The 22220-nt window shown below is 72.1% G+C and carries 19 protein-coding genes, 1 tRNA gene and 2 pseudogenes; 8 read left to right on the top strand and 14 right to left on the bottom strand.

What is annotated here, in order from left to right; translation table 11 throughout:
* The first annotated feature begins 162 nt into the window (after nucleotides 1–162).
* Together E2B92_RS08115 and E2B92_RS08110 are read left to right on the top strand one after the other, a co-directional pair.
* Entirely contained in the window at nucleotides 163–1545 is a 1383-nt protein-coding gene (locus E2B92_RS08115; protein ID WP_126887223.1) for an NAD(P)/FAD-dependent oxidoreductase, read from the top strand.
* A 289-nt stretch (nucleotides 1546–1834) separates the two neighbouring features.
* Nucleotides 1835–3139, top strand: coding sequence for an SAM-dependent methyltransferase (locus tag E2B92_RS08110; RefSeq protein WP_126887222.1), 1305 nt, complete (start codon nucleotides 1835–1837; stop codon nucleotides 3137–3139).
* Nucleotides 3140–3203: 64 nt separating this feature from the next.
* Here the strand turns inward: E2B92_RS08110 and E2B92_RS08105 are convergent, their stop codons facing one another.
* Complete coding sequence (locus E2B92_RS08105; protein WP_126887221.1) at nucleotides 3204–5732, bottom strand: ABC transporter permease; 2529 nt, start codon at nucleotides 5730–5732, stop codon at nucleotides 3204–3206.
* Nucleotides 5733–5807: 75 nt separating this feature from the next.
* A complete protein-coding gene (locus E2B92_RS08100) occupies nucleotides 5808–6578 on the bottom strand; it encodes an ABC transporter ATP-binding protein (RefSeq protein ID WP_126889290.1) in 771 nt (256 codons plus the stop codon).
* Between the two features lie 401 nt (nucleotides 6579–6979).
* Between E2B92_RS08100 and E2B92_RS08095 the strand changes: the two genes are divergently transcribed.
* Nucleotides 6980–7061, top strand: a tRNA-Leu gene (locus E2B92_RS08095).
* 170 nt (nucleotides 7062–7231) lie between these two features.
* Complete coding sequence (locus E2B92_RS08090) at nucleotides 7232–8110, top strand: Bax inhibitor-1/YccA family protein (RefSeq protein ID WP_126889289.1); 879 nt, start codon at nucleotides 7232–7234, stop codon at nucleotides 8108–8110.
* A gap of 73 nt (nucleotides 8111–8183) precedes the next feature.
* Here the strand turns inward: E2B92_RS08090 and E2B92_RS08085 are convergent, their stop codons facing one another.
* Nucleotides 8184–8414, bottom strand: coding sequence for a DUF4287 domain-containing protein (locus E2B92_RS08085; protein ID WP_126889288.1), 231 nt, complete (start codon nucleotides 8412–8414; stop codon nucleotides 8184–8186).
* A gap of 99 nt (nucleotides 8415–8513) precedes the next feature.
* Between E2B92_RS08085 and E2B92_RS08080 the strand changes: the two genes are divergently transcribed.
* Nucleotides 8514–8861, top strand: coding sequence for a hypothetical protein (locus tag E2B92_RS08080; RefSeq protein ID WP_126889287.1), 348 nt, complete (start codon nucleotides 8514–8516; stop codon nucleotides 8859–8861).
* Here E2B92_RS08080 and E2B92_RS08075 read toward each other — a convergent pair.
* The 3 genes from E2B92_RS08075 to E2B92_RS08065 all read right to left on the bottom strand — a co-directional run bounded on the left by E2B92_RS08075 (nucleotide 8845) and on the right by E2B92_RS08065 (nucleotide 12603).
* On the bottom strand, nucleotides 8845–9732 hold the full coding sequence (locus E2B92_RS08075) for a hypothetical protein (RefSeq protein ID WP_185923801.1): 888 nt from the start codon (nucleotides 9730–9732) through the stop codon (nucleotides 8845–8847). The two genes, E2B92_RS08080 and E2B92_RS08075, sit on opposite strands and share 17 nt — an antisense overlap.
* A gap of 359 nt (nucleotides 9733–10091) precedes the next feature.
* Nucleotides 10092–11312, bottom strand: coding sequence for an acetyl-CoA C-acetyltransferase (locus E2B92_RS08070; protein WP_126889285.1), 1221 nt, complete (start codon nucleotides 11310–11312; stop codon nucleotides 10092–10094).
* 289 nt (nucleotides 11313–11601) lie between these two features.
* On the bottom strand, nucleotides 11602–12603 hold the full coding sequence (locus E2B92_RS08065; protein ID WP_235023729.1) for an SGNH/GDSL hydrolase family protein: 1002 nt from the start codon (nucleotides 12601–12603) through the stop codon (nucleotides 11602–11604).
* A gap of 104 nt (nucleotides 12604–12707) precedes the next feature.
* Here E2B92_RS08065 and E2B92_RS08060 point away from each other — a divergent pair, with 104 nt between their 5' ends.
* On the top strand, nucleotides 12708–14093 hold the full coding sequence (locus tag E2B92_RS08060; RefSeq protein WP_126889334.1) for a cystathionine beta-synthase: 1386 nt from the start codon (nucleotides 12708–12710) through the stop codon (nucleotides 14091–14093).
* Nucleotides 14094–14460: 367 nt separating this feature from the next.
* Here the strand turns inward: E2B92_RS08060 and E2B92_RS08055 are convergent, their stop codons facing one another.
* Complete coding sequence (locus tag E2B92_RS08055) at nucleotides 14461–14883, bottom strand: hypothetical protein (protein ID WP_126889335.1); 423 nt, start codon at nucleotides 14881–14883, stop codon at nucleotides 14461–14463.
* Nucleotides 14884–15033: 150 nt separating this feature from the next.
* Between E2B92_RS08055 and E2B92_RS08050 the strand changes: the two genes are divergently transcribed.
* Both E2B92_RS08050 and E2B92_RS08045 read left to right on the top strand, forming a co-directional pair.
* Entirely contained in the window at nucleotides 15034–15879 is an 846-nt protein-coding gene (locus E2B92_RS08050) for a MurR/RpiR family transcriptional regulator (RefSeq protein WP_126889336.1), read from the top strand.
* A 189-nt stretch (nucleotides 15880–16068) separates the two neighbouring features.
* The gene (locus E2B92_RS08045; protein ID WP_185923804.1) at nucleotides 16069–16629 is read left to right on the top strand and encodes a hypothetical protein; all 561 of its coding nucleotides are present in this window, start codon (nucleotides 16069–16071) and stop codon (nucleotides 16627–16629) included.
* A 13-nt stretch (nucleotides 16630–16642) separates the two neighbouring features.
* Here E2B92_RS08045 and E2B92_RS08040 read toward each other — a convergent pair whose 3' ends face one another.
* The 7 genes and pseudogenes from E2B92_RS08040 to E2B92_RS08015 form a co-directional block, all read right to left on the bottom strand.
* Nucleotides 16643–17017: a hypothetical protein gene (locus E2B92_RS08040; RefSeq protein WP_126889337.1), complete on the bottom strand. Its 375-nt coding sequence runs from the start codon at nucleotides 17015–17017 to the stop codon at nucleotides 16643–16645.
* A gap of 8 nt (nucleotides 17018–17025) precedes the next feature.
* On the bottom strand, nucleotides 17026–17553 hold the full coding sequence (locus E2B92_RS08035; RefSeq protein WP_126889338.1) for a roadblock/LC7 domain-containing protein: 528 nt from the start codon (nucleotides 17551–17553) through the stop codon (nucleotides 17026–17028).
* A 373-nt stretch (nucleotides 17554–17926) separates the two neighbouring features.
* Nucleotides 17927–18592, bottom strand: a pseudogene (locus E2B92_RS33350) (transcriptional regulator); the annotation flags it as partial.
* Nucleotides 18589–19008 (bottom strand): hypothetical protein, encoded by a 420-nt coding sequence (locus tag E2B92_RS33345; protein WP_443070272.1) that lies wholly within the window; start codon nucleotides 19006–19008, stop codon nucleotides 18589–18591. The pseudogene E2B92_RS33350 and the gene E2B92_RS33345, both read right to left, overlap by 4 nt.
* Nucleotides 18994–19233: pseudogene (locus E2B92_RS33340) on the bottom strand (hypothetical protein); the annotation flags it as partial. The gene E2B92_RS33345 and the pseudogene E2B92_RS33340, both read right to left, overlap by 15 nt.
* 164 nt (nucleotides 19234–19397) lie before the next feature.
* Complete coding sequence (locus tag E2B92_RS08020) at nucleotides 19398–20750, bottom strand: APC family permease (RefSeq protein ID WP_126889515.1); 1353 nt, start codon at nucleotides 20748–20750, stop codon at nucleotides 19398–19400.
* 38 nt (nucleotides 20751–20788) lie between these two features.
* Entirely contained in the window at nucleotides 20789–22111 is a 1323-nt protein-coding gene (locus E2B92_RS08015; protein WP_126889516.1) for a diaminopimelate decarboxylase, read from the bottom strand.
* Between the last annotated feature and the right edge of the window lie 109 nt (nucleotides 22112–22220).

The raw sequence follows: 22220 nt of genomic DNA, 5'->3' as shown, positions 1-22220 counted from the left end.
GCCGCAGTTCAACGGGGGTGAACAACGTCTTCCGTTACACCGTGGTTCCCCTCGGGCGCCATGACCTCGGTCACGCGGGCCGCGCAGTGTAGCAGAGGTCTCCCAGAACCTTGTGAAGGGGCGCACGAGCGACCCCCCTCCAGCGGGTGGATACTCGATGGCATGAGCACCACGGAGCGTCCCAGGATCCTCGTAGTAGGCGGTGGGTACGTAGGCCTGTACGCAGCTCGGCGCATCCTCAAGAAGATGCGCTACGGCGAGGCGACCGTCACGGTCGTCGACCCCCGGTCGTACATGACCTACCAGCCCTTCCTGCCCGAAGCCGCCGCCGGCAGCATCTCGCCGCGGCACGTCGTCGTCCCGCTGCGACGCGTGCTGCCCAAGGCCGAGGTACTCACCGGCCGGGTCACCACCATCGACCAGGACCGCAAGGTCGCCACGATCGCGCCGCTCGTCGGCGAGGCGTACGAGCTGCCCTTCGACTACCTGGTCATCGCGATGGGCGCGATCTCCCGCACCTTCCCGATCCCCGGCCTCGCCGAGCAGGGCATCGGCATGAAGGGCATCGAGGAGGCCATCGGCCTGCGCAACCACGTCCTCGAGCAGCTCGACAAGGCCGACTCGACCACCGACGAGGAGGTCCGCCGCAAGGCGCTGACCTTCGTCTTCGTGGGCGGCGGCTTCGCCGGCGCGGAGACCATCGGCGAGGTCGAGGACCTGGCCCGCGACGCCGCGAAGTACTACAAGAACGTGAAGCGCGAGGACATGCGCTTCATCCTGGTCGACGCCGCGGACAAGATCCTCCCCGAGGTCGGTCCCAAGCTCGGCGCGTACGGCAAGGAGCACCTGGAGGGCCGTGGGGTCGAGGTCTACCTCTCCACGTCCATGGACTCCTGCGTCGACGGCCACGTGGTGCTGAAGAACGGCCTCGAGGTCGACTCCAACACCATCGTGTGGACCGCCGGCGTCAAGCCGAACCCGGCGCTCGCCCGCTTCGGCCTCCCGCTGGGCCCGCGCGGCCACGTGGACTGCGCGGCCACGCTCCAGGTGCAGGGCACGGACTACATCTGGGCCGCCGGCGACAACGCGCAGGTCCCGGACCTCGTCGGCCGCAAGGCCGGCAACGAGAACGCCTGGTGCCCGCCGAACGCCCAGCACGCGCTGCGCCAGGCCCGGGTCCTCGGCGACAACGTGATCTCCGGCATGCGGGGCTTCCCGCAGAAGGAGTACAGCCACGCCAACAAGGGTGCGGTCGCCGGTCTCGGCCTGCACAAGGGCGTCGCGATGATCGTCATGGGCAAGATGAAGATCAAGCTCAAGGGCCGTCTCGCCTGGTACATGCACCGCGGCTACCACGGCATGGCGATGCCGACCTGGAACCGGAAGATCCGCGTCTTCGCGGACTGGACGCTCGCGATGTTCCTCAAGCGCGAGGTCGTCTCGCTCGGCGCGATCGAGTCGCCGCGCGAGGAGTTCTACGAGGCCGCCAAGCCGGCTCCGGCCGCGGCGAGCGCGTCGAAGCCGGAGAAGGCCAAGGCTTCCTGACCGCTCCCCCCTGGTCACCTCCGTGAGAGGCCGCCCGCCATCCGTGGTGCGGGCGGCCTCTTCGGCGTTCCCGGACGGGGGCTCCGGTGGCCGGGTGCGGAGCTCGTGGCCGGTGCGGAGACGCGGGCCGGGGGCTCCGGTGGGCTGAGGGGGTGTCAGGGCGCGCGGCCGGGGTGAACGGCTCGCTTTTTGCCGTCGCATTGCCCCGTTTCGGGACTGTGTCCGCACGCCCCGGGTGTTTTCGTGGTGTTGAGCATTTCTGGGATCCCTCATCACGGAGGTGTGCTCCATGGCCGACGCCGCGTCGCGGCTCACCGCGCTCGCCGAGGACCTGCTGGGTGTTCCGCTCCCGCTCGCGATCCGCGCCTGGGACGGCAGTGAGGCGGGGCCGCCGGATGCGCCCGTCCTGGTCGTACGTCACCGCCGGGCGCTGCGGCGGCTGTTGTGGAAGCCGGGGGAGCTGGGGCTCGCCCGCGCCTGGGTCGCCGGGGAGCTCGACGTGGAGGGCGACCTGTACGAGGCCCTCGACCGGCTCGCGGGGCTGATCTGGGAACGCGGCGCCGACGCCAAGGACGCCGTGCACGCCCTGCGCGACCCCAGATTCCGTGCCGCCGCCCGTGGCCTGCTCCACATCGCCGGGCCCTTCCCGCCGCCCCCGCCGCCCGCCGAGGAGGTCCGCCCGCGCACCGGGCCCCTGCACACCAGGCGGCGCGACAGGGCGGCCATCAGCCACCACTACGACGTCGGCAACGACTTCTACGCGCTGGTCCTCGGCCCGTCCATGGTCTACTCGTGCGCCTACTGGACCGAGGTCGGCACCCTCGAGGAGGCGCAGGCCGCCAAGCTCGACCTGATCTGCCGCAAGCTCGCCCTGAAGGAGGGCGACCGGCTGCTCGACGTGGGCTGCGGCTGGGGCTCGATGGCCATCCACGCCGCCCGCGAGTACGGCGCCCGGGTCGTCGGCGTCACCCTCTCCACCGAGCAGGCCGCCTACGCCCGCAAGCGCATCGCCGACGAGGGGCTGACCGACCGGGTCGAGATCCGCGTCCAGGACTACCGGGACGTAGGGGACGGCCCGTACGACGCGATCTCCTCCGTCGGGATGGCCGAGCACGTCGGCCGCATCCGCTACCGCGAGTACGCCGACGACCTGTACGCGCTGCTCAGGCCGGGCGGCAGGCTCCTCAACCACCAGATCTCGCGCCGCCCGGAGAAGGACGAGGCCGCCTACCACGTCGACGCCTTCATCGACCGGTACGTCTTCCCCGACGGGGAGCTCGCGCCCGTCGGCCGCACCACCTCCGCGCTGGAGGAGGCCGGGTTCGAGGTCCGCGACGTCGAGGCCATCCGGGAGCACTACGCCCTCACCCTGCGGCAGTGGGTGACCAATCTGGAGGACCGCTGGGCCGAGGCCGCGCGGCTCACCTCCCCCGGCCGGGCCCGGGTCTGGCGCCTGTACATGGCGGCCTCCGCCGTCTCCTTCGAACGCAACCGCATCGGCGTCAACCAGATCCTCGCCGTACGGACGCCCGGGGACGGGGCCTCGGGGCTGCCGCTGCGGCCGCGCACGTGGGACGAGCGCCCGGGCGGCTGAGCCGCCGGTACGCCGAGGGCCGGGCCCCGTGACGGGAACCCGGCCCTGTGCCCCTTCCCGGGGGCTACTCGGCCTTGATGGCGTTGAGCATGTTGAGCCTCGCGGCGCTGCGGGCCGGCCACATCGCGGCCAGGACGCCCACCAGCGCGGCGAGCACCAGGAAGATCCCGATCCGGTCCCACGGGATGACCAGCGCGTAGCCCGGCAGGTCCGACTTGATGGTCTGGCCGATCGCCCAGCCCAGGAACGAGCCCAGGCCGATGCCGACGACCGCACCGAAGACCGAGATGACCACGGCCTCCAGCCGCACCATCCGCTTCACCCGGCGCCGGTCCAGACCGATCGCCCGCAGCATGCCGATCTCCTGCTGGCGCTCGAAGACGGACATGGCCAGGGTGTTGACGACGCCCAGCACCGCGATGATCAGCGCCATCGCCAGCAGGCCGTACATGATGTTCAGCATCATGTTGATCATGCCGCCGAACTGGTCGCGGATGTCCTGCTTGTCCATCACGTTGATCGCCGGGTTGTCACCGAGCGCGTTGACCAGGGCCTTCTCGTTCGCCGCGGTCTGACCGCCGTCCATGGTCACGAAGATCTGCGGGATGTACGGCTTGGTCTCGTGCGGGGCGACGACCTTGGTGTCCACCAGCACGGGCGAGAGGAACTCGCTGTCCTTGTAGACCGCGCCGACCTTCAGCGAGCCCTTCTTGTCGTCGTTGAACGTGACCGGCAGCGTGTCGCCGACCTTCCAGCCCTGCTTGGCGGCCGTCTTCTCGGCGACCGCGATCCGCCCGTCGCCGAGGGAGTCCAGCGAGCCGTTGACCACCTCGACCTTGAGGACCCGCTCGATGTCGCCCGGCGTGATGGCCGACGCGGAGACGAACTCGTCCTTGATCTCGAAGTACGCGGACTGCTGCGGCGAGACCGCCGCGACGCCCGGCGCCTTCTCCAGCGCGGCCAGCGCGGACTGGTCCAGGTCGCCGCCGCTGGCCATCACGACCATGTAGTCGGCCTTGATCTGGTCCGTGGTCATCTTGTCCAGCGCCGTGCCGACCGTGACGCCCAGCACCGACAGTCCGGTCACCAGCGTCAGGCCGATGGCCAGCGCGGAGGCGGTGGCGCCGGTGCGGCGCGGGTTGCGCACGGCGTTCTGGCTCGCCAGCTTCCCGGACACCCCGAAGGCGCTGATCAGCAGCGGGCGTACGAGGGCGATGACCGGGCGGGACAGCAGCGGGATCAGCACGATCACACCGACCAGCGCCAGGAACGCGCCACCGGCGATCGTCCACCGGCCGTCGGAGCCGGCCGCGGCACCCGCCACGATCAGGGCGGCGCCGGCGGCGGTGAGGAAGCCGCCGATGGAGTTGCGCACGACCAGGGACTTGGTGGTCGCCACCGCGTGGACGCTGCTCATCGCGGCGACCGGCGGGATCTTCGCCGCCCGGCGCCCGGGCAGCCACGCGGCGAGCATCGTGATCAGGACGCCGACCCCCAGCGCGGACAGCAGCGGCGTCGTACCGATGACGAGCGGCCCGTCGGGCACCTTCATCCCGAAGGCGGCCATCCCGGAGCGCAGGCCGGCAGCCAGGCCGATACCGAGGGCGAAACCGACCACGGAGGCGACCAGGCCGACCACACCGGCCTCGGCGAGCACCGAGCGGGTGATCTGCTTGCGGGAGGCACCGACGGCACGCATCAGCGCGAGTTCCTTGGTGCGCTGCGCGACCAGCATGGTGAAGGTGTTGGAGATCAGGAAGACGCCGACGAAGAGCGCGATGCCGGCGAAGCCCAGCAGCATCTGGTTGAGGCCGCTCAGCCCCTCCTCGATCGACTTCGCCTGCTCGTCGGCGAGCGCGGCGCCCGTCTGGGCCTCGGCGTTCTCCGGGAGGAGCGGCTCCACCGCGTCCAGGATGCGGCTGTCGTCGGCGCCGGGCGCGGCGGTGACGGTCAGGCTGGTGAAGTAGCCGGGCTTCAGGTACAGCTTCTGGGCGACGGAGGTGTCGAAGAGGACCAGGCTGCCGCCCGCGTTGACGGCGCCGTCGTCGGTGGTGAAGACACCGGCGAGGGTGTACTCCTTGACCGGCCCGTTCGTGGCGACGCGGACCGTGTCGCCGACCTGGTACGCGCCCTTGGCGGCGGTGTCCTTGTCGAGGGCGATCTGGTCGTCCTTCACCGGGCCGGAGCCCTCGGTGAAGTCGTAGGCGGAGTCCTTGCCGCCCTTGCCGGGGGCGAAGTTGGCGCCCTTGTTGGACCAGCCGACGCCGATCAGCTTGCCGTCGGGGTCGGCGACCCCGGCGAAGCCGTCCACGCGTCCGGTGACGGAGGCGACCCCCTCCAGCTTGCCGATCCTGTCGACGGTCGCCTGGGAGAGGCCGGGCTCCTGCTTGGCGTCGTTCGCGTCGGCGTACGAGGTGACGGCGACGGCGACGTCGTCGTAGCTCTTGGCCGACTGGTTGCGGAAGGCGTTGGACAGGGTGTCGGTGAAGACCAGGGTGCCGGAGACGAACGCCACGCCGAGCATCACGGCGAGCACGGTCATCAGCAGCCTGGCCTTGTGCGCGAGCACGTTGCGCAAGGCGGTACGGAACATGAGGTGTGAGTCCTGGGGTGAAGGGGGAACGGCGGGGGTCCGGGGCGGGCGCGGGGCGGCGCGCCCCGGCGGGCGTCAGCTCGTGCGGCCCTTGGCGTCGAACTCCTTCATGCGGTCGAGCACGCCGTCCGCCGTGGGGCGCAGCATCTCGTCGACGATGCGGCCGTCGGCGAGGAAGATCACGCGGTCCGCGTAGGAGGCGGCCACCGGGTCGTGGGTGACCATCACGACGGTCTGCCCCAGCTCGCGGACCGAGTTGCGCAGGAAGCCCAGCACCTCGGCGCCGGAGCGGGAGTCGAGGTTTCCGGTCGGCTCGTCACCGAAGATGATCTCGGGGCGGGATGCGAGCGCGCGCGCCACGGCGACGCGCTGCTGCTGGCCGCCGGAGAGCTGCGCGGGCCGGTGGCCGAGGCGCCCGGACAGGCCCACCATGTCGATGACCTTGCGCACCCACTCCTTGTCGGGCTTCCGGCCGGCGATGTCCATGGGGAGCGTGATGTTCTCCTGGGCGGTCAGCGTCGGCAGCAGGTTGAACGCCTGGAAGATGAAGCCGATCTTGTCGCGGCGCAACTGGGTGAGCTGCTTGTCCTTGAGGGAGCCCAGCTCCGTGTCACCGATGCGGACCGAACCGCTGCTGAACGTGTCGAGTCCGGCCACGCAGTGCATCAGCGTCGACTTGCCGGAGCCCGAGGGGCCCATGATCGCGGTGAACTCGCCCTGGTGGAAGTCCACGGTGACCCGGTCCAGGGCGACCACCTGGGTCTCGCCCTGTCCGTAGACCTTGGACAGATCCGTGGCGCGGGCGGCTACCGCGGTGGCGCGGTACGCGGTGGAGGTGGTGGTCACGTGGGGGCTCCTGTCGGGACTGTTCTTCGGGGACCCGTCCATCGTCATCGCCGCTCACCCCGCCGGGCGTCCGTCCGCATGCCCGTATCCGGGGCAGCCTGGAGTCGGACCGGGGGGCCCGCCCCTCCTCCTGAGGTATGACGGCACCCCTGAGACGCCGCCCGGCGTCGGGGGCGGACCGGGCGGGTCCCCGACCGGGTGACACCGGGCGGCGACTTTCCGTCATTCCTTTGCGTACGTCTTTGCGCCCGCGAGCCCCTTGAGCCTGGCTCGAAACCGCGTCCACCAGCACTGACGCACCCTCAGACGTCAATAAAATAAGACAACATCGGGTCATCGTTCCGCTGTTCGGGGGACGCGCCCCGATAGGCTCATGTGCCAACGCGGAGCCGCGGGGTAACGCCCGGATGGTGGAATGCAGACACGGCGAGCTTAAACCTCGCTGGCCTTCGGGCCGTACCGGTTCGAGTCCGGTTCCGGGCACTCCCGTCCTCCCACGGGAGCGGTCCCACAAAGAAACCGGACGACCGGCAGGATTCAGCCACCGGCGCATGTGACGGGAGTGAAAGATCCTCCCCGAGCACTAGGGTGTTTCTTTTGCTTGCCCATTACTCTTGTCCTAAGGCCGCGCACGGCGGCCATGGAGGAGTGAGATGAGGAGCAGCAACCCGGTCTTCTCGCGACGGGGGTTCAGCCGCGACAACGGCTATGCGGGCTTCAACGCGCAGCAGCCGCAGGCCGGGGGCCCCGCCGCTGGAACCAACCCGTACGCGACGAACCCGTACGCGACCAACCCCTACGCGCAGGACGCCCAGCTCGGCGCCCCCGCCCAGGCCCCGGCGCGCCCGGGCGCGATGACGATCGACGACGTGGTGTCCCGCACCGCGATGACGCTCGGTACGGTCTTCGTCACCGCCGCGCTCGCCTGGTTCCTGCTGCCGGTCGACCCCGAGAACCTCAACAAGTCGTACGGCATCGCGATCGGCGCGGCCCTCGTGGCCTTCGTCTTCGCGATGATCCAGTCCTTCAAGCGCAAGGCGTCCCCGGCGCTGATCCTGCTGTACGCGGCCTTCGAGGGCGTCTTCCTCGGCGTGATCTCCAACGCCGTCTCGACGTACCTCTCGCCGGGCGTCGTCCCGCAGGCGGTGCTGGGCACCATGGCCGTCTTCGCCGGTGTGCTCATCGCCTACAAGATGCGCTGGATCCGCGTCACCCGCCGCTTCTACGGCTTCGTGATGGCGGCCGCCATCGGCTTTGTCCTGCTGATGGCGGTGAACATGCTGTTCGCCGTGTTCGGCGGCGGTGACGGCCTCGGCTTCCGCAGCGGCGGCCTCGGCATCCTGTTCGGTGTCATCGGCATCATCCTCGGTGCGTGCTTCCTGGCCCTGGACTTCAAGCAGGTCGAGGACGGCATCACCTACGGCGCTCCGCGCGAGGAGGCGTGGCTGGCGGCCTTCGGCCTCACCATGACGCTGGTCTGGATCTACCTGGAGTTCCTGCGGCTCCTGTCGATCCTCCAGGGCGACGACTGACGCCACTGATCACAGCGAAGGGCCCGTCCGGCATCGCGCCGGGCGGGCCCTTCGCCATGATGAGCCCCGCCCGTCAGAGCAGCTTGCGGGCGGCCCGCCTCAGGTCGTACTCGTGGATGATCGCCTTGGCGTGTCCGTAACTGAGGTCGTGCTCGCCCCGGAGCCAGCTCACCTTCTCCTCGAAACGGACGAGGGAGGGGCCTTCCTCGACGGTGCGCAGCCACTCGGACACTTGCCGGCCCGTGCAGTGGGGAATGCGGGAGAGCAGATTTCGGTGGGTCTCTTCGGAGAAGACATGGGACATCGGCGCCTCCGGACGCTGTGCGCGTGTGCTCCTTCACGTCACCGTGCCTGAGCGTTCGCCCGTTGGCAACAGTCCCGTCGCGGCGCGTAGGGTCGCGGCGTGCTCGATACGACAGAACTGACCGCCGCCGTCGAACGCCTCGCCGACCGGCTGCGGGCCGCGCCGCAGAGCCGTCTCCAGCGGGGCGCGGCGGCCGACGGGCTGGCTCTGGCCAGGGACTTGGCGTTCCGGGCGCAGCGGCTGGAGAACCCCCGCACACCCCCGCGGACCATGCCGGACGCCGGGCTGTTCGCGGTCGCGGACCAGCTTGTGGTGGCCTGCAACGATTTGGCGGAAATTCTGCGAACGGCCCCGGCCGGCTCCCCGCCCCGGCGGGAGGCGCTGCGGCGGGAGCTGGACGAGGCCGTGGCGGCGGTGCGGCGGACGGCGGCTACAGCGACGCTATGACGCGGTCCGCCAGGACGTAGACGCTCTCCGCGTCGGCGCCGCTGCCGCACGAGAAGGTCAGGGCGTACGCGCCCGACACCCCCGACCCGCCCAGCAGCACCGGCGTCTCGCCGCTGCGCAGCGCGTCCGCGAGGCGCTCGGCGGTCTCCCGGTGCCCGGGCGTCATGCACAGGGTGGTGCCGTCGGCGAAGACGTACACGTCCAGGGTGCCCAGCGGCCCGGGCCGCACGTCGGTGAGCGCCGTGCGGCTCTCGGCGAGCTCCTCCAGGCGGGCCACGGTGCGCTCGTGGTCGGTGACCACGGGCGTCTGGACCGGCACGAAGTCCGGGTGGGAGGGGTGGCGGCGACGGGCCGCGGCCAGCTCGGGGGAGTCCTCGGGGAACTGGTTGTCGGTGATGCCGGGGAAGTCCGGCAGCTCCGCCAGGGCGTCCAGGTCGTCGAGACCGTCGGCGTACTCGGCGTAGTCCGGACCGAAGTCGGTGGCGTCCATGGCGTCCAGACCCGCGAAGTCCGCCTGGCGCGGCACGAAGAACGGGCCGTCCTCGCCCGTCCCGGCCGCCGTGCCGCCGCCCAGCGGGCCGAGGAGGGTGGCGGGGCCGTCGGCGGCGTCCCGCGCCTCCTGGGCGGCCCAGAAGGCACGCGCCTCGGCCAGCTCACGCTCCCGCTCCTCCGCGAGGGCCTCGGCGACGGCCGCGCGTATGTCCTCGGTGGTGCGGGCGTGGGGCACGGTGGGGGTCCGGCCGGTCGTGTTCGCGGCGGCGAGCTCCGTGCGCAGCGCGGTGACCTGCTTGCGCAGCCCGTGGGCGGCGTGCAGGGCAGCGGCACCCACGGCCGTGGCGGTGGCCGTGGTCAGCAGCAGGGCGAGAGACATGGCGCTCACTGACTTACTCCCGGTTTCAATCGATCCCCCGCACTTCCTACATCAGCTTGTCGTGCCCCCGCGCCCCCTGTCAGTGCATTACGTCACGAATTGGACAGGTCTTTTGCCTCGTGGATTTCCCGGATAGCTGCCCTGACCTGCACAAACAAATCTCCCCCGGGAGATAGGTCACATCCTGGGGGAGATTCGGTCACGGCTGGGACGCGGCAGGGTTGGCCGGGGCGCGAGGCGATTTCCCCGGCCGGGCCCTCAGCCGCGCGCTGCTTGTGGTCGCGTTCCGCTTCGCCACCGCTGCGGGCAGGGGCCGTCCGAGGAACGAGGACGGCCCCTACCCTCCGCTACGGCTCAGCTCAGCTCAGCCGCTCGATGACCATGGCCATGCCCTGGCCGCCGCCGACGCACATGGTCTCCAGGCCGAACTGCTTGTCGTGGAACTGGAGGCTGTTGATCAGCGTGCCGGTGATCCGGGCGCCGGTCATGCCGAAGGGGTGGCCGACGGCGATGGCGCCGCCGTTGACGTTCAGCTTCTCCAGCGGGATGTCCAGGTCGCGGTACGACGGGATGACCTGGGCGGCGAACGCCTCGTTGATCTCCACCAGGTCGATGTCGCCGATGGTGAGCCCGGCGCGCTTCAGCGCCTGCTTGCTCGCCTCCACGGGGCCGTAGCCCATGATCTCGGGCGACAGGCCCGAGACGCCCGTGGACACGATCCGCGCGAGCGGGGTCAGGCCCAGCTCCCGCGCCTTGGTGTCGCTCATGATGACCAGCGCGGCGGCGCCGTCGTTGAGCGGGCAGCAGTTGGCGGCGGTCACCAGTCCGTCGGGACGGAAGACCGGCTTCAGGCCCTGCACGCCCTCCATGGTCACGCCGGCGCGCGGGCCGTCGTCCTTGCTGACGACGGTGCCGTCGGGGGTGGTGACGGGGGTGATCTCCCGCTCCCAGAAGCCGTTCTTGATCGCTTCCTCGGCGAGGTTCTGCGAGCGGACGCCGAACTCGTCCATGTCCTGGCGGGTCACGCCCTTCAGGCGCGCCAGGTTCTCGGCGGTCTGGCCCATCGCGATGTACGCGTCGGGAATCAGGCCGTCCTCGCGCGGGTCGTGCCAGTCGGTGCCCTCCTGCTCGGCGCGGGCGGCGGTGCGGGCCTCCGCCTCGGCGAACAGCGGGTTGTGCGTGTCGGGCAGGCCGTCGCTGGTGCCCTTCACGGAGCGGGAGACCATCTCCACACCGGCGGAGATGAAGACGTCGCCCTCGCCCGCCTTGATGGCGTGCAGGGCCATGCGGGACGTCTGCAGCGAGGAGGAGCAGTACCGGGTGATGGTGCAGCCGGGCAGGTGGTCCATGCCCATCTGCACGGCGACGATACGGCCCAGGTTGTGCCCCTGCTCGCCGCCGGGCAGGCCACAGCCGAGCATCAGGTCGTCGATGTCACGCGGGTCGAGCTCGGGCACCTTGGCGAGCGCGGCCTGGATGATCGTGGCGGTCAGGTCGTCCGGCCGCAGGTCCTTCAGCGAGCCCTTGAAGGCCCGGCCGATGGGGGAGCGGGCGGCTGAGACGATCACGGCTTCGGGCATCACGGCTCCAGAGGGGCGAGGGGCAGGACTGAGAGGGAAGTTACCTGTACGTACCGCTCGGGTCACCGGGGTGGGCGTGTGATGCGGACCGCATTTCTAAGCGCTCGCTCAGTTCCCGGGGCCGTACCCCGCCACCCTGCGCCTTCCCCCGCACGGCGGATCCACCCCGGGGGGGCGGGGGCGGGCCCGCCGGAGGGCGCGACCGGCCGAGCATGGGGCGCCCGGGGCGTGGGGCCGACCGGGGCGGCCCGGGCGGCCGTGGGCGGCACGCCCAGCGGGCCGTGGCCCGTCAGGGGCGGGCGTCGCGGAGGGGCGCCGGGTCCTGGACGGACGGCAGACGGCGCCGGCGCCGGTGCTTGAGCAGCGCCCAGGGCGCGCGGGCACCGGTGACCTCCGTACCGGCCTCCTCCGCAGCCTCCGCCGCGGCCTTCGCGACCGGCAGCATGCCCTCCCGGCGGTCCGCCTCCAGCCGGTCCGTCTCGGGCCACACGCCCAGCACCGCGCACAGGGTCGGCAGCACCGCCATCGCCGCCGTGGCGTACCCCTCGGCCGAGGGGTGGTAGTTGTCCGCGCCGAACATCTCGCGCGGGTTCGCCGCGAACTCCGGCCCCAGCAGGTCACCCAGCGACACGGTGCGGCCGCCCTGTTCCACGACCACGATCGTCTGGGCGGCCGCCAACTGGCGCGACGCCCGCCGCGCCAGCCACCGCAACGGTTGGTACACCGGCTCGATCGTGCCCAGGTCGGGACAGGTGCCGACCACCACCTCCGCCCCCGCCGTACGCAGCCGCCGCACGGCCGTCGCGAGGTACCGCACCGACTCCGTCGGGGGCATCCGGTGCGTCACGTCATTCGCCCCGATCATGATCACGCACACGTCGGGCACCCGGCCCGGATGGGCCAGCAGCAGCGCCACCTGCCGCTCCAGGTCGTCGGACCTGGCCCCCGGCAGGGCGACGTTGCGCAGCTCCACCGGGCGCTCCGCGACCGCCGCGAGCCCGGAGGCCAGCAGCGCGCCCGGCGTCTGCCCCGCCCGCCGCACCCCCTGCCCCGCCGCCGTGGAATCACCCAGGAGGGCGAGTCGCAGGGGCTCCGGACCGCCCGTGTAGCCCCGGCCGTACAGCCCGTCCGCGCACGGTGGCAGCGGTGCCACACCGCCGCCCACGGATCGTTTCGCGAGCTGCACCTCGGCCAGCAGCACCCCGACCGCGGCCGCCCCCAGCAGCCCGATACCGCCGCCCCCGTACGCCGCGCCGGCGGCGATCCGCCGTGCCACCCTCGCCCTCGACATAGGGGCAGCCACCTCCTTGTTGCCGTACAAGAGCTAAGTGCCCCGTAACCGCCTCCGACTACGCATACGCTGGCTGGACCATTACGGAGACCCCGGAGACTACGGTGCAATACCACGACTCGATGATCAGCCTCGTCGGCAACACCCCGCTGGTGAAGCTCAACAGTGTGACCGAGGGCCTTGAGGCCACCGTCCTGGCCAAGGTCGAGTACTTCAACCCGGGCGGTTCGGTCAAGGACCGCATCGCCCTGCGCATGATCGAGGCGGCCGAGGAGAGCGGCGCCCTGAAGCCCGGCGGCACGATCGTCGAGCCCACGTCCGGCAACACGGGCGTCGGCCTCGCCATCGTGGCCCAGCAGAAGGGCTACAAGTGCATCTTCGTCTGCCCCGACAAGGTGTCGACCGACAAGATCAACGTGCTGCGGGCGTACGGCGCCGAGGTCGTCGTCTGCCCCACCGCCGTGGACCCGGAGCACCCGGACTCGTACTACAACGTCTCCGACCGCCTGGTCCGTGAGACGCCGGGCGCCTGGAAGCCGGACCAGTACTCCAACCCGAACAACCCCCGTTCGCACTACGAGACCACCGGTCCCGAACTGTGGGACCAGACGGACGGGAAGATCACCCACTTCGTCGCCGGCGTCGGCACCGGCGGCACCATCTCCGGCACCGGCCGGTACCTCAAGGAGATCAGCGACGGCAAGGTCCGCATCGTCGGCGCCGACCCCGAGGGCTCCGTCTACTCCGGCGGCTCCGGGCGGCCGTACCTCGTCGAGGGCGTCGGTGAGGACTTCTGGCCCACCGCCTACGACCGGACCGTCACCGACGAGATCGTCGCCGTGTCGGACAAGGACTCCTTCCAGATGACCCGCCGCCTCGCCAAGGAGGAGGGCCTCCTCGTGGGCGGCTCCTGCGGCATGGCGGTCGTCGCGGCGCTGCGCGTCGCCGAGGGGCTCGGCCCCGACGACGTCGTGGTCGTCCTCCTTCCCGACAGCGGCAAGGGCTACCTTTCCAAGATCTTCAACGACGAGTGGATGGCCGATTACGGCTTCCTGGAGGACTCCGGCCCGTCCGCGAGCGTCGGGGACGTCCTGCGCCACAAGGAGGGCGACATCCCCAAGCTCGTCCACATGCACCCCGAGGAGACGGTCGGCGAGGCCATCGACGTCCTGCGCGAGTACGGCGTCTCGCAGATGCCCATCGTCAAGCCGGGCGCCGGCCACCCCGACGTCATGGCCGCCGAGGTCGTCGGCTCCGTCGTCGAACGCGAGCTGCTGGACGCCCTGTTCACCAAGCGCGCCTCCCTCGACGACCCGCTCGACAAGCACATGAGCCCGCCGCTGCCCCAGGTCGGCTCGGGCGAGCCGGTCGCCGACCTGATGTCCGTCCTGGGCACGGCCGACGCGGCGATCGTGCTGGTCGAGGGCAAGCCCACCGGTGTGGTGAGCCGTCAGGACCTGCTCACCTTCCTCGCCAAGGACGGCAAGTAGCCACAACGGGGCAGGGCTTCGCACGATCGGTACGAGCGCGACATGTTGCGGCAGCACCCGCTTAACACGCGTCGTGCACTGTAATACCCAACGGCGTCACGGACTTCCGGAGCGGCTCCCGGACCTCCACGAACGCCACGGACGCGGAGACCGGCCCTGACCCGGGCCCGTGTCCCACGCGGGGACCGCCGTCGTCCCGCCCCCCGGCAACGGGGGTGCGGCGGTCCCCGCGCCACACCTCCCGTCACGGGTCTCCCGTTGGGCGTCCCCCGTCGGGTGCCTCCCGTTACGCGTCTTCCGTGGGGTGTCTCCCACTACGCGTCCCCGTTACGCGTCTCCCGTTACGCGTCTCCGTCACGCGTCTCCGTCACGCGTCCGCGTCCCGGCGGTGCCGCCGGGACACCCCCCGCAGCGAGTGCGCCACATTGACGCCGACTATGCCGGCCCAGGTGACGAGCAGGCCCTTCAGCCCGGCGTTCACCGCGCCGATCGCCGTGAGCGGGACCGCCAGGATCAGAGAGACGATGGCGAAGCCGAAGCGCTCGCCGAAGTTCTCCCCGACCGGCGGGCCGCCGCCGGGGCGGGCGCCCCGGGCCACGATCATCTGCTGCTCGGCGACCTGGCGGCGGACCCGGCGGTCGACCGTGGCGTCCAGGCGGTGCTCCACCTTCTCCAGGAACGACTCGACGAGGGCCGACTCGTACTCCGTCCCCAGCTCGCGCCGGGCCTGAAGGGTGGCGTCGAGCTCTTTCTCGAGCTCCTTCTCGAGCTCCGTGTCGCGGGTTTCCATGCGTGCCACGGTACGGAGCCGCGACCGCCGTGTCGCTGGGGCTAGCCCCCCTCTTCGTCCCCCTGGGTTCCCCCTGCCGCTTGCTCGGCTGCATATCGTCATGCAGAGTCATCCGTGACTGAATAGGTGGCTCGGGAACAGGGGGACGGCATGAGCGACAGCCCTGCCGCACGGTTGCAGGCGCTCTTCGAGGGGCACCGGCTGACGCCCACGCAGCGCCGGATCGCCCACTCGATGGTGCGGCGCGCCGGCGACGTACCGTTCCTGTCCAGCGTGGAGCTGGCCGAGCTGGCCGGCGTCAGCCAGCCGTCCGTCACCCGCTTCGCGGTGGCGCTCGGGTTCGACGGCTACCCGGCGCTGCGCAAGCACCTGCGCGAGGTGGCCCCCACCGAGCGGGCCGCTGGAGCGGCGGGCGAGTCCGCGTACAACGAGTACCAGCAGGCCGTGCTGGGCGAGATCGAGAACCTGAAGCACCTCGCCGGGCTCCTCGCCGACCCCGAGCCGGTGGAGCGCGCCGGGCGGCTGCTCGCCTCCTCGCGCCCGCTGCCGGTGCTGGGCCTGCGTGCCGCCTCCTCCCAGGCGCGCGGCTTCGCGTACTTCGCGGCCAAGGTCCACCCGGACGTACGGCTGCTCGACGAGGGCGGCACGATGCTCACCGACCGGATCGACGCCGCCGTGCGGGCGGGCGCCACCGTGCTGCTGTGCTTCGCGCTGCCCCGGCACCCCCGCGAGGTCGTGGACGCCCTCGCGTACGCCCGCGACGCCGGGCTGACCGTCGTGACCGTCGCCGACTCCGCGTTCGCCCCGGTCGCCAAGCACAGCGACCTGCTGCTCCCGGCGGCGGTCGGCACCGGGCTCGCCTTCGACACGGCGTGCGCGCCGATGCTGCTGGGGCGGGTGCTGCTGGAGGCCATGTGCGACGGGCTGCCGGACGCCCAGGCACGGCTGGAGGAGTTCGACACGGCCGCCTCCGCGCGCGGCCTGTTCGTGGAGTGACGTCCGGCCGGGTCTCCACGGGTGCTGGTCCGTGGAGTGACGTCCGGCCTTGCCTCCACGGGCACCAGGGGGCGCCCCGCCGGGCTTCCCCTGGTGCCCGCGCGGGCAAGGGGCCGTTTCTCAGCGGACCTTAAGGATCGGGCGCTACTCTCCCGCCGCACCGTAGAGGCCGTGAACAGGGAGGCGGACGTGGCTCGCGGAGGGCAGGCACTGGCGAGAGTGGCCGTGGTCGTACGGGCGGGGGCCGCGCCCCTGTGGTGGGCGGGGCTGACGGCCGCCGGGGCCGGGGCGCTGCTGCCCGGGCTCACCGGGCGGCGCATCGGGCTGCTCGCCGGGGCCGCGCTCTTCCTGGTGACGGCCGCGGCCGTGGCCCTGGCGCGGCGCGAGCGCCACACCCGGCTGGCCGCGGACGCCACCCGGGCCGCGCGGGCGGACTTCCTCCAGGACCGCGCCGTGACGCTGAGGGCCTGGCGGCGCGCCCACCGCTGGTGGCTGCTGGGCGCGTTCGCCGCCGCCGTCGCCTCGTCGTTCGCGCTGCCCGGTGCGGGCGGGCTGTGGCTGGCGGGGGCGGGCGCCGGGCTGTGGCTCAAGGCCCTGTGGATCGGCCACCGGGAACGTACCGAGGACCGCCTGTGGTGGGTACGCACCGACCGGCTCGGCAGGGGACCGGCCGGCAAGCCCGTCACGGCGTACCGGACGACGGGTATCGCGGCGGGCGACGCCGCGCCCGGCGGGGCACGGCGCCGCTGAGCGCACGGCCGTATCAGACCTCCAGTTGGGCCTCGATCTGCCGGAGCTGGTGGCGGGCCATCGCCAGGTTGGCCCTGTCCTTCGCCAGCGCCAGGTAGAGGAACAGGCCGTTGGTACCGCGGCCCTTGAGGAGCCGGATCAGGTGGTACTGCGTGCCGAGCGTGATCAGGATGTCCTCGATCTCCTCGTTCAGACCGAGCATCTCCATGGTGCGCACCTTGGCGCGCACGACGTCGGTGTTGCCGGCGGCGGCGACCGTCAGGTCGAGGTCCTTGCCACCGCCGATCGTGCCGAGGGCCATGCCGCTGGTGTAGTCGACGAGAGCCGCGCCGATGGCACCGTCGATGACGGTGGTGGCTTCCTTGAGGGTCGCTTCGGTGTTCGCCATGGGTCTTCTCACGCTTCCTTCGGTTTGTGGGACGGTCTGTGGGCAGGGAGGGGTGGAATGGCTGGACGGGCCTCCCGGAGGGGGTCGCTCGGGGCCGTACGCCGGTGCAGGGCGCCGTCGACCAGCTCGCCGACGCGGGCGCTGGAGCGCCGGGCCTCCAGGTGGAGCCGGCCCACATTGATGCGGGGTTCGGCGAGCAGGGTCAGTACGGCGGAGGCGCCGGCCGCGTACGTAGCGACGTAACCGTGCTCGCCACGGACCAGCAGCTCGCGGAATCCGCCCTGTCCGGTGGCCTCGGTGAGCCGCAGCGCCACGCCGAGCGCGGCGGCGGTGAGCGCGGCGACGCCCTCCGCGGCGTCCGCGTCCGCCGTGTCGCGGGCCAGGACCAGGCCGTCGGCGCTGGCCGCCAGCGCCCCGGTCACCTGGGGGACGCGGGCACGCAGACGCCTGAGCTCGGCGAGCACTTCGGCTTCGGCCGCCGTCATGAGCTGTCTCCTCTCGCTCCTCTCGGCGCGTTGGCGCAAGGCGCGCCTCATGAGCGGGTACGGGGCGTACGGGTGGTCACAGATGGGCCTCCAGGGCGTCACGGAGCCGGCGGAGCAGGGCGATGTCCGGGTCGGACGGGAAGTGTGCGGGGTCGTACGGGGCGAGCTCGGGCGCGTACGGGGCGGGTTCGCGTGGGTGGGGCTCACGCGGGTGGGGCTCGTACAGGTGCGGCTCGCGCGTGGGCAGGCGGTGCGTGGCGGCGTGGGACGGCGCAGCTTCGTGCGGGGCGGCCTCGTGCGGGGCGACAGGGTGCGGGGCGGTCTCGTGCGGGGCGACACGGTGTGGGGCGGTGTCGTGCCCGGGCAGGACGTGGGGCGGGGCGGTCTCGTGCCCGGGCAGGAGGTGCGGTGCGGTGTCGTCGGGCGCGGTGTCGTGCGGGGGTGGTGGTTCGAGGGGGAACGACATGTGCGGGGCCGGTTCGTGCGGGGTGTCCACGAGGCCGGCCGCCGCCAGCCGCCGGATCTCCAGCAGGGTGTGGAACGCCGGCCGCCCCAGCGCCCACGCGAGCTGCGCGGGGGTGCGGGCGCCGTCCGCGTAAGCCAGCAGCACGCGCTGACGGGCGGTCACCGTCTGGCCGGGCGCGGCCGTGCGCGGGACGACGGGCGCGGTGTCGACCGAGGGGTAGGGCCACACGCTGTCGAGCAGCTCCCGGCGCCGCAGCGTCTCGCGTTCCACACTGGCCGCCGACACCGGGCGTACGGGTCGTACGGCGTGCGAGCCATGGGCGACGCCGTACTGGAAGCGGGCCGGGCCCCGGCCGGGCGCGAGGGCGAAGAACGCGGCGTCGAACAGGGCGCCCAGGTGGCATATCTCCAGCTCACCGGCGGCTATCCGGTCGTGCCGGGGCCGCCGCCCGCCCGCCGTCAGCAGAACGTCCGGCCCGGGCGCCACGGGGCTCTCGGCGTGCACGACCCGTCCGTCGACGAGGTACAGCGTCCCGTGGTCGCGCACCATCGCCCCGGTCGCCCGCTCGTGGGCGAGCCGCAGCAGCATCGGTGACACCACCGCTCTGGTGGCCTGTGCGCTCATACCAGTACCAGCCGCTCGGCCAACTCCCGCAGGCGGAGGCGGGCCAGGGCCAGGTTGCCGGTGGAGCGGTCCAGCCACAGGTGGAGGAAGACGCTGCTGTCGAAGGTCGTCTCGACGAACCGCAGCACGTGGTAGGCGGTACGGGTGGTGACGATGACGTCCTCGACGGGCGGGGCCTTCGCGTCCACGCCGCCGGGGACGCCGCCCGGGACGCCGCCGGGGATGCCGCCGGGCAGGGCCGGGAGGAGGGCGGGGACGCCACCCGGCACGGCGGGCAGGCCGCCACCCGGCACGGACGGGAGCGCCGGGAGCGCCGGAAGTCCCGCAGCGGCGCCCGCCGCCCGCGTCTCCAACCGCGTCTCCGTCCGGTTCTCCCCCCGCGTCTCCGCCGCGCCCGGGGCCGTCCCCGCCGGCAGCGCCGGGGTCGCGCCGTGGCCGGCCCCCGCGGACGGCGCGCCGGCGTCCCGTGCCGGTAAGGCGTCGGGGGCGAACGACTCGTACTCCGCCGCCGCCCGGGCCAGCTCCGCCGTCTCCGCCGCCGTCGTCTCGTGGTCGCCCACGGGCGAGTGGCCGGCCGTACCGAGGGCGAGGCCGCTGGTCCAGTCGACGAGTGCCGCCCCCAGCGCGCCCGGCAGGCTCATCACTTCGCGCAGGCACTCGTCGATTCCGGGCACGCGGGCTCCCCTCCCAGTTCGCCGTTGCGTCGCTCTAGGCTGTGACCACGACGCTACGCAACGTTCGCACACCTGGTGGGAGTTCTGGCATTTTCCGCAGGAACGTGCCCCCGACCGGATAAGGTCGCCGGTTACGCCTCTCCGCGGGTCCTCATCACGAGCTTGTTGACGGCCCACAGCGCCACGCCGATCGCCACCAGCACGCCCGCCCGGATGTAGACGTCCGCGTCCCGGTCGGCCAGTGGGCTGGCCAGGATCAGCGAGGTGATCGCCCCCAGGACCGGCAGTACCGTCGGCGTACGGAAGTGGTCGTGCGCGACCCGGTCACGGCGCAGTACCAGTACCGCGATGTTGACCACCGCGAAGACGCACAGCAGCAGGAAGGCCGTGGTGTCGCCCAGGCCCTCGATCTCGCCCGTGGAGACCAGGCCGATGGCGAGCAGCGAGACGAAGACGATCCCGACCACGGGGGTGCGGCGCACGGGCAGGACGCGGCCCATGGCGCGCGGCAGGATGCGTTCGTTGGCCATGCCGTAGCAGAGGCGCGAGGCCATCATGATGTTGATGAGCGCCGAGTTGGTGACGGCGAACAGCGCGATGAGCGCGAACGCCTTGGGCGGGAAGTCCAGTCCGCCGGCCTTGACGACCTCCAGCAGCGGGCCGCTGGACCTCTCCAGTGTGCGGTGGTCCACCAGGAGCGACGAGACCAGCGCCACCAGCACGTAGAGAGTGCCGGTGACCGCGACGCCCAGGAAGATCGCCCGGGGGAAGGTGCGGACAGGGTCCCGGGTCTCCTCCGCCATGTTGACGGAGTCCTCGAAGCCGACGAACGCGAAGAAGCCGAGCGCCGTGGCGCCCAGCACGCTGGTGATCAGCGCGTACCCGGTGCCGGTCGCCTGGAACTCGCCCAGCCGCGACGGTTCGCCGCCCCCGGTCAGCACCGCCCACGCGCCGATGGCGAGGATGATCGCGAGGCCGGTCAGCTCGACCAGGGTGAGGACGACGTTCGTCTTCACGGACTCCGACACGCCCCGCAGGTTCAGCGCGGCCAGGGCGAGGATGAAGAGGATCGCGACCAGTGTGGGCGGGACCGCGTCGGTGAACTCGGCGAGGTAGTCGCCGCTGAACGCGCGGGCGGCGGCGCTCGCGGACGACAGGCCCGAGCACATCACCATGAAGGCGACGATGAAGGTCAGGAAGGGGACCTTGAACGCCTTCTGGGTGTAGAGCGCGGCGCCGGCCGCCTTCGGGTACTTGCCGACGAGTTCGACGTACGACGCCGCCGTCAGGATCGCGACGACGAACCCGATCACGAAGGGCAGCCAGAGCGCGCCCCCCACCTTTCCGGCCACCTTGCCGGTGGTGGCGTAGATGCCGGTGCCCAGGATGTCGCCGATGACGAAGAGGATGAGGAGCCGCGGCCCGATGACCCGCTTGAGCGCCGGCTCCTCCTGGGCCCCCGGGGGCTGTTCGGTGGTGGTCATGGGGTGGTTCTGCCCCTGCGGTCCCGGGTGATGCCCGATCAGTCCCGGAGCAGCACGTCCGGGTCTCCGCCGCCCGCCTCCGCGACGATCTCCGCGACGGTCTGCGGCGGGCGCACGGTCGCGAAGCGGACGGAGCCGTCCTCGCGGGCCACGAACCCGTACACCCCCGGCCGGGCGAGGGAGTTGTACGCGTAGTGGTGCGCGAAGTAGTACGCCCCGGTGTCCAGGGCGGCCACGATGTCGCCCGGTGCGAGCAGCGGCAGCGGGCGCCGGACGGCCAGCAGGTCGCCGGCGAAGCAGGCCGGCCCGGCCACGTCCTGGTCGACGAGCGGGCCACCCGCCTTGGGCATCCCCGTGGCGTCGTACGCGGCGATCCGCAGCGGCCAGGAGACGGGGTCGTACACCGTGCGGGTGGCGACCTGGACGCCCGCGTGCGTGACGGCGATGGGCCGCGAGCCGGACGTCTTGGTGTACTCGACGCGGGCCAGGACGGTGCCGTGCTTGGCCAGCAGCGACCGGCCGAACTCGGTGACCAGGCCGTACCGCCCGTCGAACAGCCCCGGGACCTCGGCGGCCAGGAGCCGGGCGTACTCCGCGTACGTGGGCGTCTCCTCGTCGGAGGCGAAGTTCACCGGCAGGCCGCCGCCGATGTCGAGGGTGTCGACCTGGCGGCGCCCGGCGGCCGCGTTGATCTCCTCGGCCAGCTCGTACACCTCCCTGATGCCGGTGACCAGCAGGGACAGCGGCAGGCCCTGCGAGCCGGAGTGGGTGTGCAGGCGGGTGAGCCAGGGCCGGTCCAGGTACGCGCGGACGACGCGGGCGCGGGCGCCCTCGTCGCGCAGGGCGACGCCGAACTTGGAGGTGGCGGTGGCCGTGGACAGGGCGTCGATGGTGCCGCCGCCGATCTGGGGGTTGACGCGCAGGCCGATCGGGGAACGGCTGGGCGTCTCGTGCAACAGGGCGTCGAGGCGGGCCAGCTCCTGCGGGTTGTCGGCGTTCACGGCGATCCCGAGGGCGAGGGCCTCGCGCAGCTCGGCGGGGGTCTTGGCGGGGGAGTCCAGCACGATCCGGTCGGCAGCGACGCCGGCGGCCCGGGCCAGGGCCAGCTCGCCCGGGCTGGCGACCTCGGCGCCGAGACCCTCCTCGTACAGCAGCCGCAGCACGGGGACGAGCGGGGAGGCCTTGACGGCGAAGGCATGGAGGACGGGCGCGTCGGTGACATCGGCGAAGGCGGCGCGGAGGGCGGCCGCGGAGGCGCGGACGCCGGTGATGTCGAGGAGGGCGGCGACGGGTTCGGTCCCGGTCAGGAGGGCTTGGTCGACTGCTGCTCGGACGGCCTGGTCGCGACGGTCTGAAGCCATGTCCTCCAGCCAATCATCCGGCGCCGGGCGCCGCAGCCGTTGACTACATCTATTCAGCACGCCAGTATGTGAATATCTACTCTGCAGTCGCTGGTCCGGACGGACACCC

The organism is Streptomyces sp. WAC05374 (genome assembly GCF_004353505.1).
Classification (GTDB): Bacteria; Actinomycetota; Actinomycetes; order Streptomycetales; family Streptomycetaceae; genus Streptomyces.
Note: the sequence above shows the minus strand (reverse complement) of the source record. Positions and strands in the feature narration are given on the sequence as shown.

What these genes read in the sequence shown, in the direction of transcription:
- E2B92_RS08090 (WP_126889289.1), top strand. Translation starts at nt 7,232, where the DNA reads ATGAGGAGCAGCAACCCGGTCTTCTCGCGACGGGGGTTCAGCCGCGAC.
- E2B92_RS08040 (WP_126889337.1), bottom strand. Translation starts at nt 17,017, where the DNA reads ATGGCGAACACCGAAGCGACCCTCAAGGAAGCCACCACCGTCATCGAC.
- E2B92_RS08065 (WP_235023729.1), bottom strand. Translation starts at nt 12,603, where the DNA reads ATGTCGAGGGCGAGGGTGGCACGGCGGATCGCCGCCGGCGCGGCGTAC.
- E2B92_RS08035 (WP_126889338.1), bottom strand. Translation starts at nt 17,553, where the DNA reads ATGAGGCGCGCCTTGCGCCAACGCGCCGAGAGGAGCGAGAGGAGACAG.
- E2B92_RS08070 (WP_126889285.1), bottom strand. Translation starts at nt 11,312, where the DNA reads ATGCCCGAAGCCGTGATCGTCTCAGCCGCCCGCTCCCCCATCGGCCGG.
- E2B92_RS08085 (WP_126889288.1), bottom strand. Translation starts at nt 8,414, where the DNA reads ATGTCCCATGTCTTCTCCGAAGAGACCCACCGAAATCTGCTCTCCCGC.
- E2B92_RS08050 (WP_126889336.1), top strand. Translation starts at nt 15,034, where the DNA reads ATGAGCGACAGCCCTGCCGCACGGTTGCAGGCGCTCTTCGAGGGGCAC.
- E2B92_RS08075 (WP_185923801.1), bottom strand. Translation starts at nt 9,732, where the DNA reads ATGTCTCTCGCCCTGCTGCTGACCACGGCCACCGCCACGGCCGTGGGT.
- E2B92_RS08110 (WP_126887222.1), top strand. Translation starts at nt 1,835, where the DNA reads ATGGCCGACGCCGCGTCGCGGCTCACCGCGCTCGCCGAGGACCTGCTG.
- E2B92_RS08020 (WP_126889515.1), bottom strand. Translation starts at nt 20,750, where the DNA reads ATGACCACCACCGAACAGCCCCCGGGGGCCCAGGAGGAGCCGGCGCTC.
- E2B92_RS08055 (WP_126889335.1), bottom strand. Translation starts at nt 14,883, where the DNA reads ATGGAAACCCGCGACACGGAGCTCGAGAAGGAGCTCGAGAAAGAGCTC.
- E2B92_RS08115 (WP_126887223.1), top strand. Translation starts at nt 163, where the DNA reads ATGAGCACCACGGAGCGTCCCAGGATCCTCGTAGTAGGCGGTGGGTAC.
- E2B92_RS08015 (WP_126889516.1), bottom strand. Translation starts at nt 22,111, where the DNA reads ATGGCTTCAGACCGTCGCGACCAGGCCGTCCGAGCAGCAGTCGACCAA.
- E2B92_RS08105 (WP_126887221.1), bottom strand. Translation starts at nt 5,732, where the DNA reads ATGTTCCGTACCGCCTTGCGCAACGTGCTCGCGCACAAGGCCAGGCTG.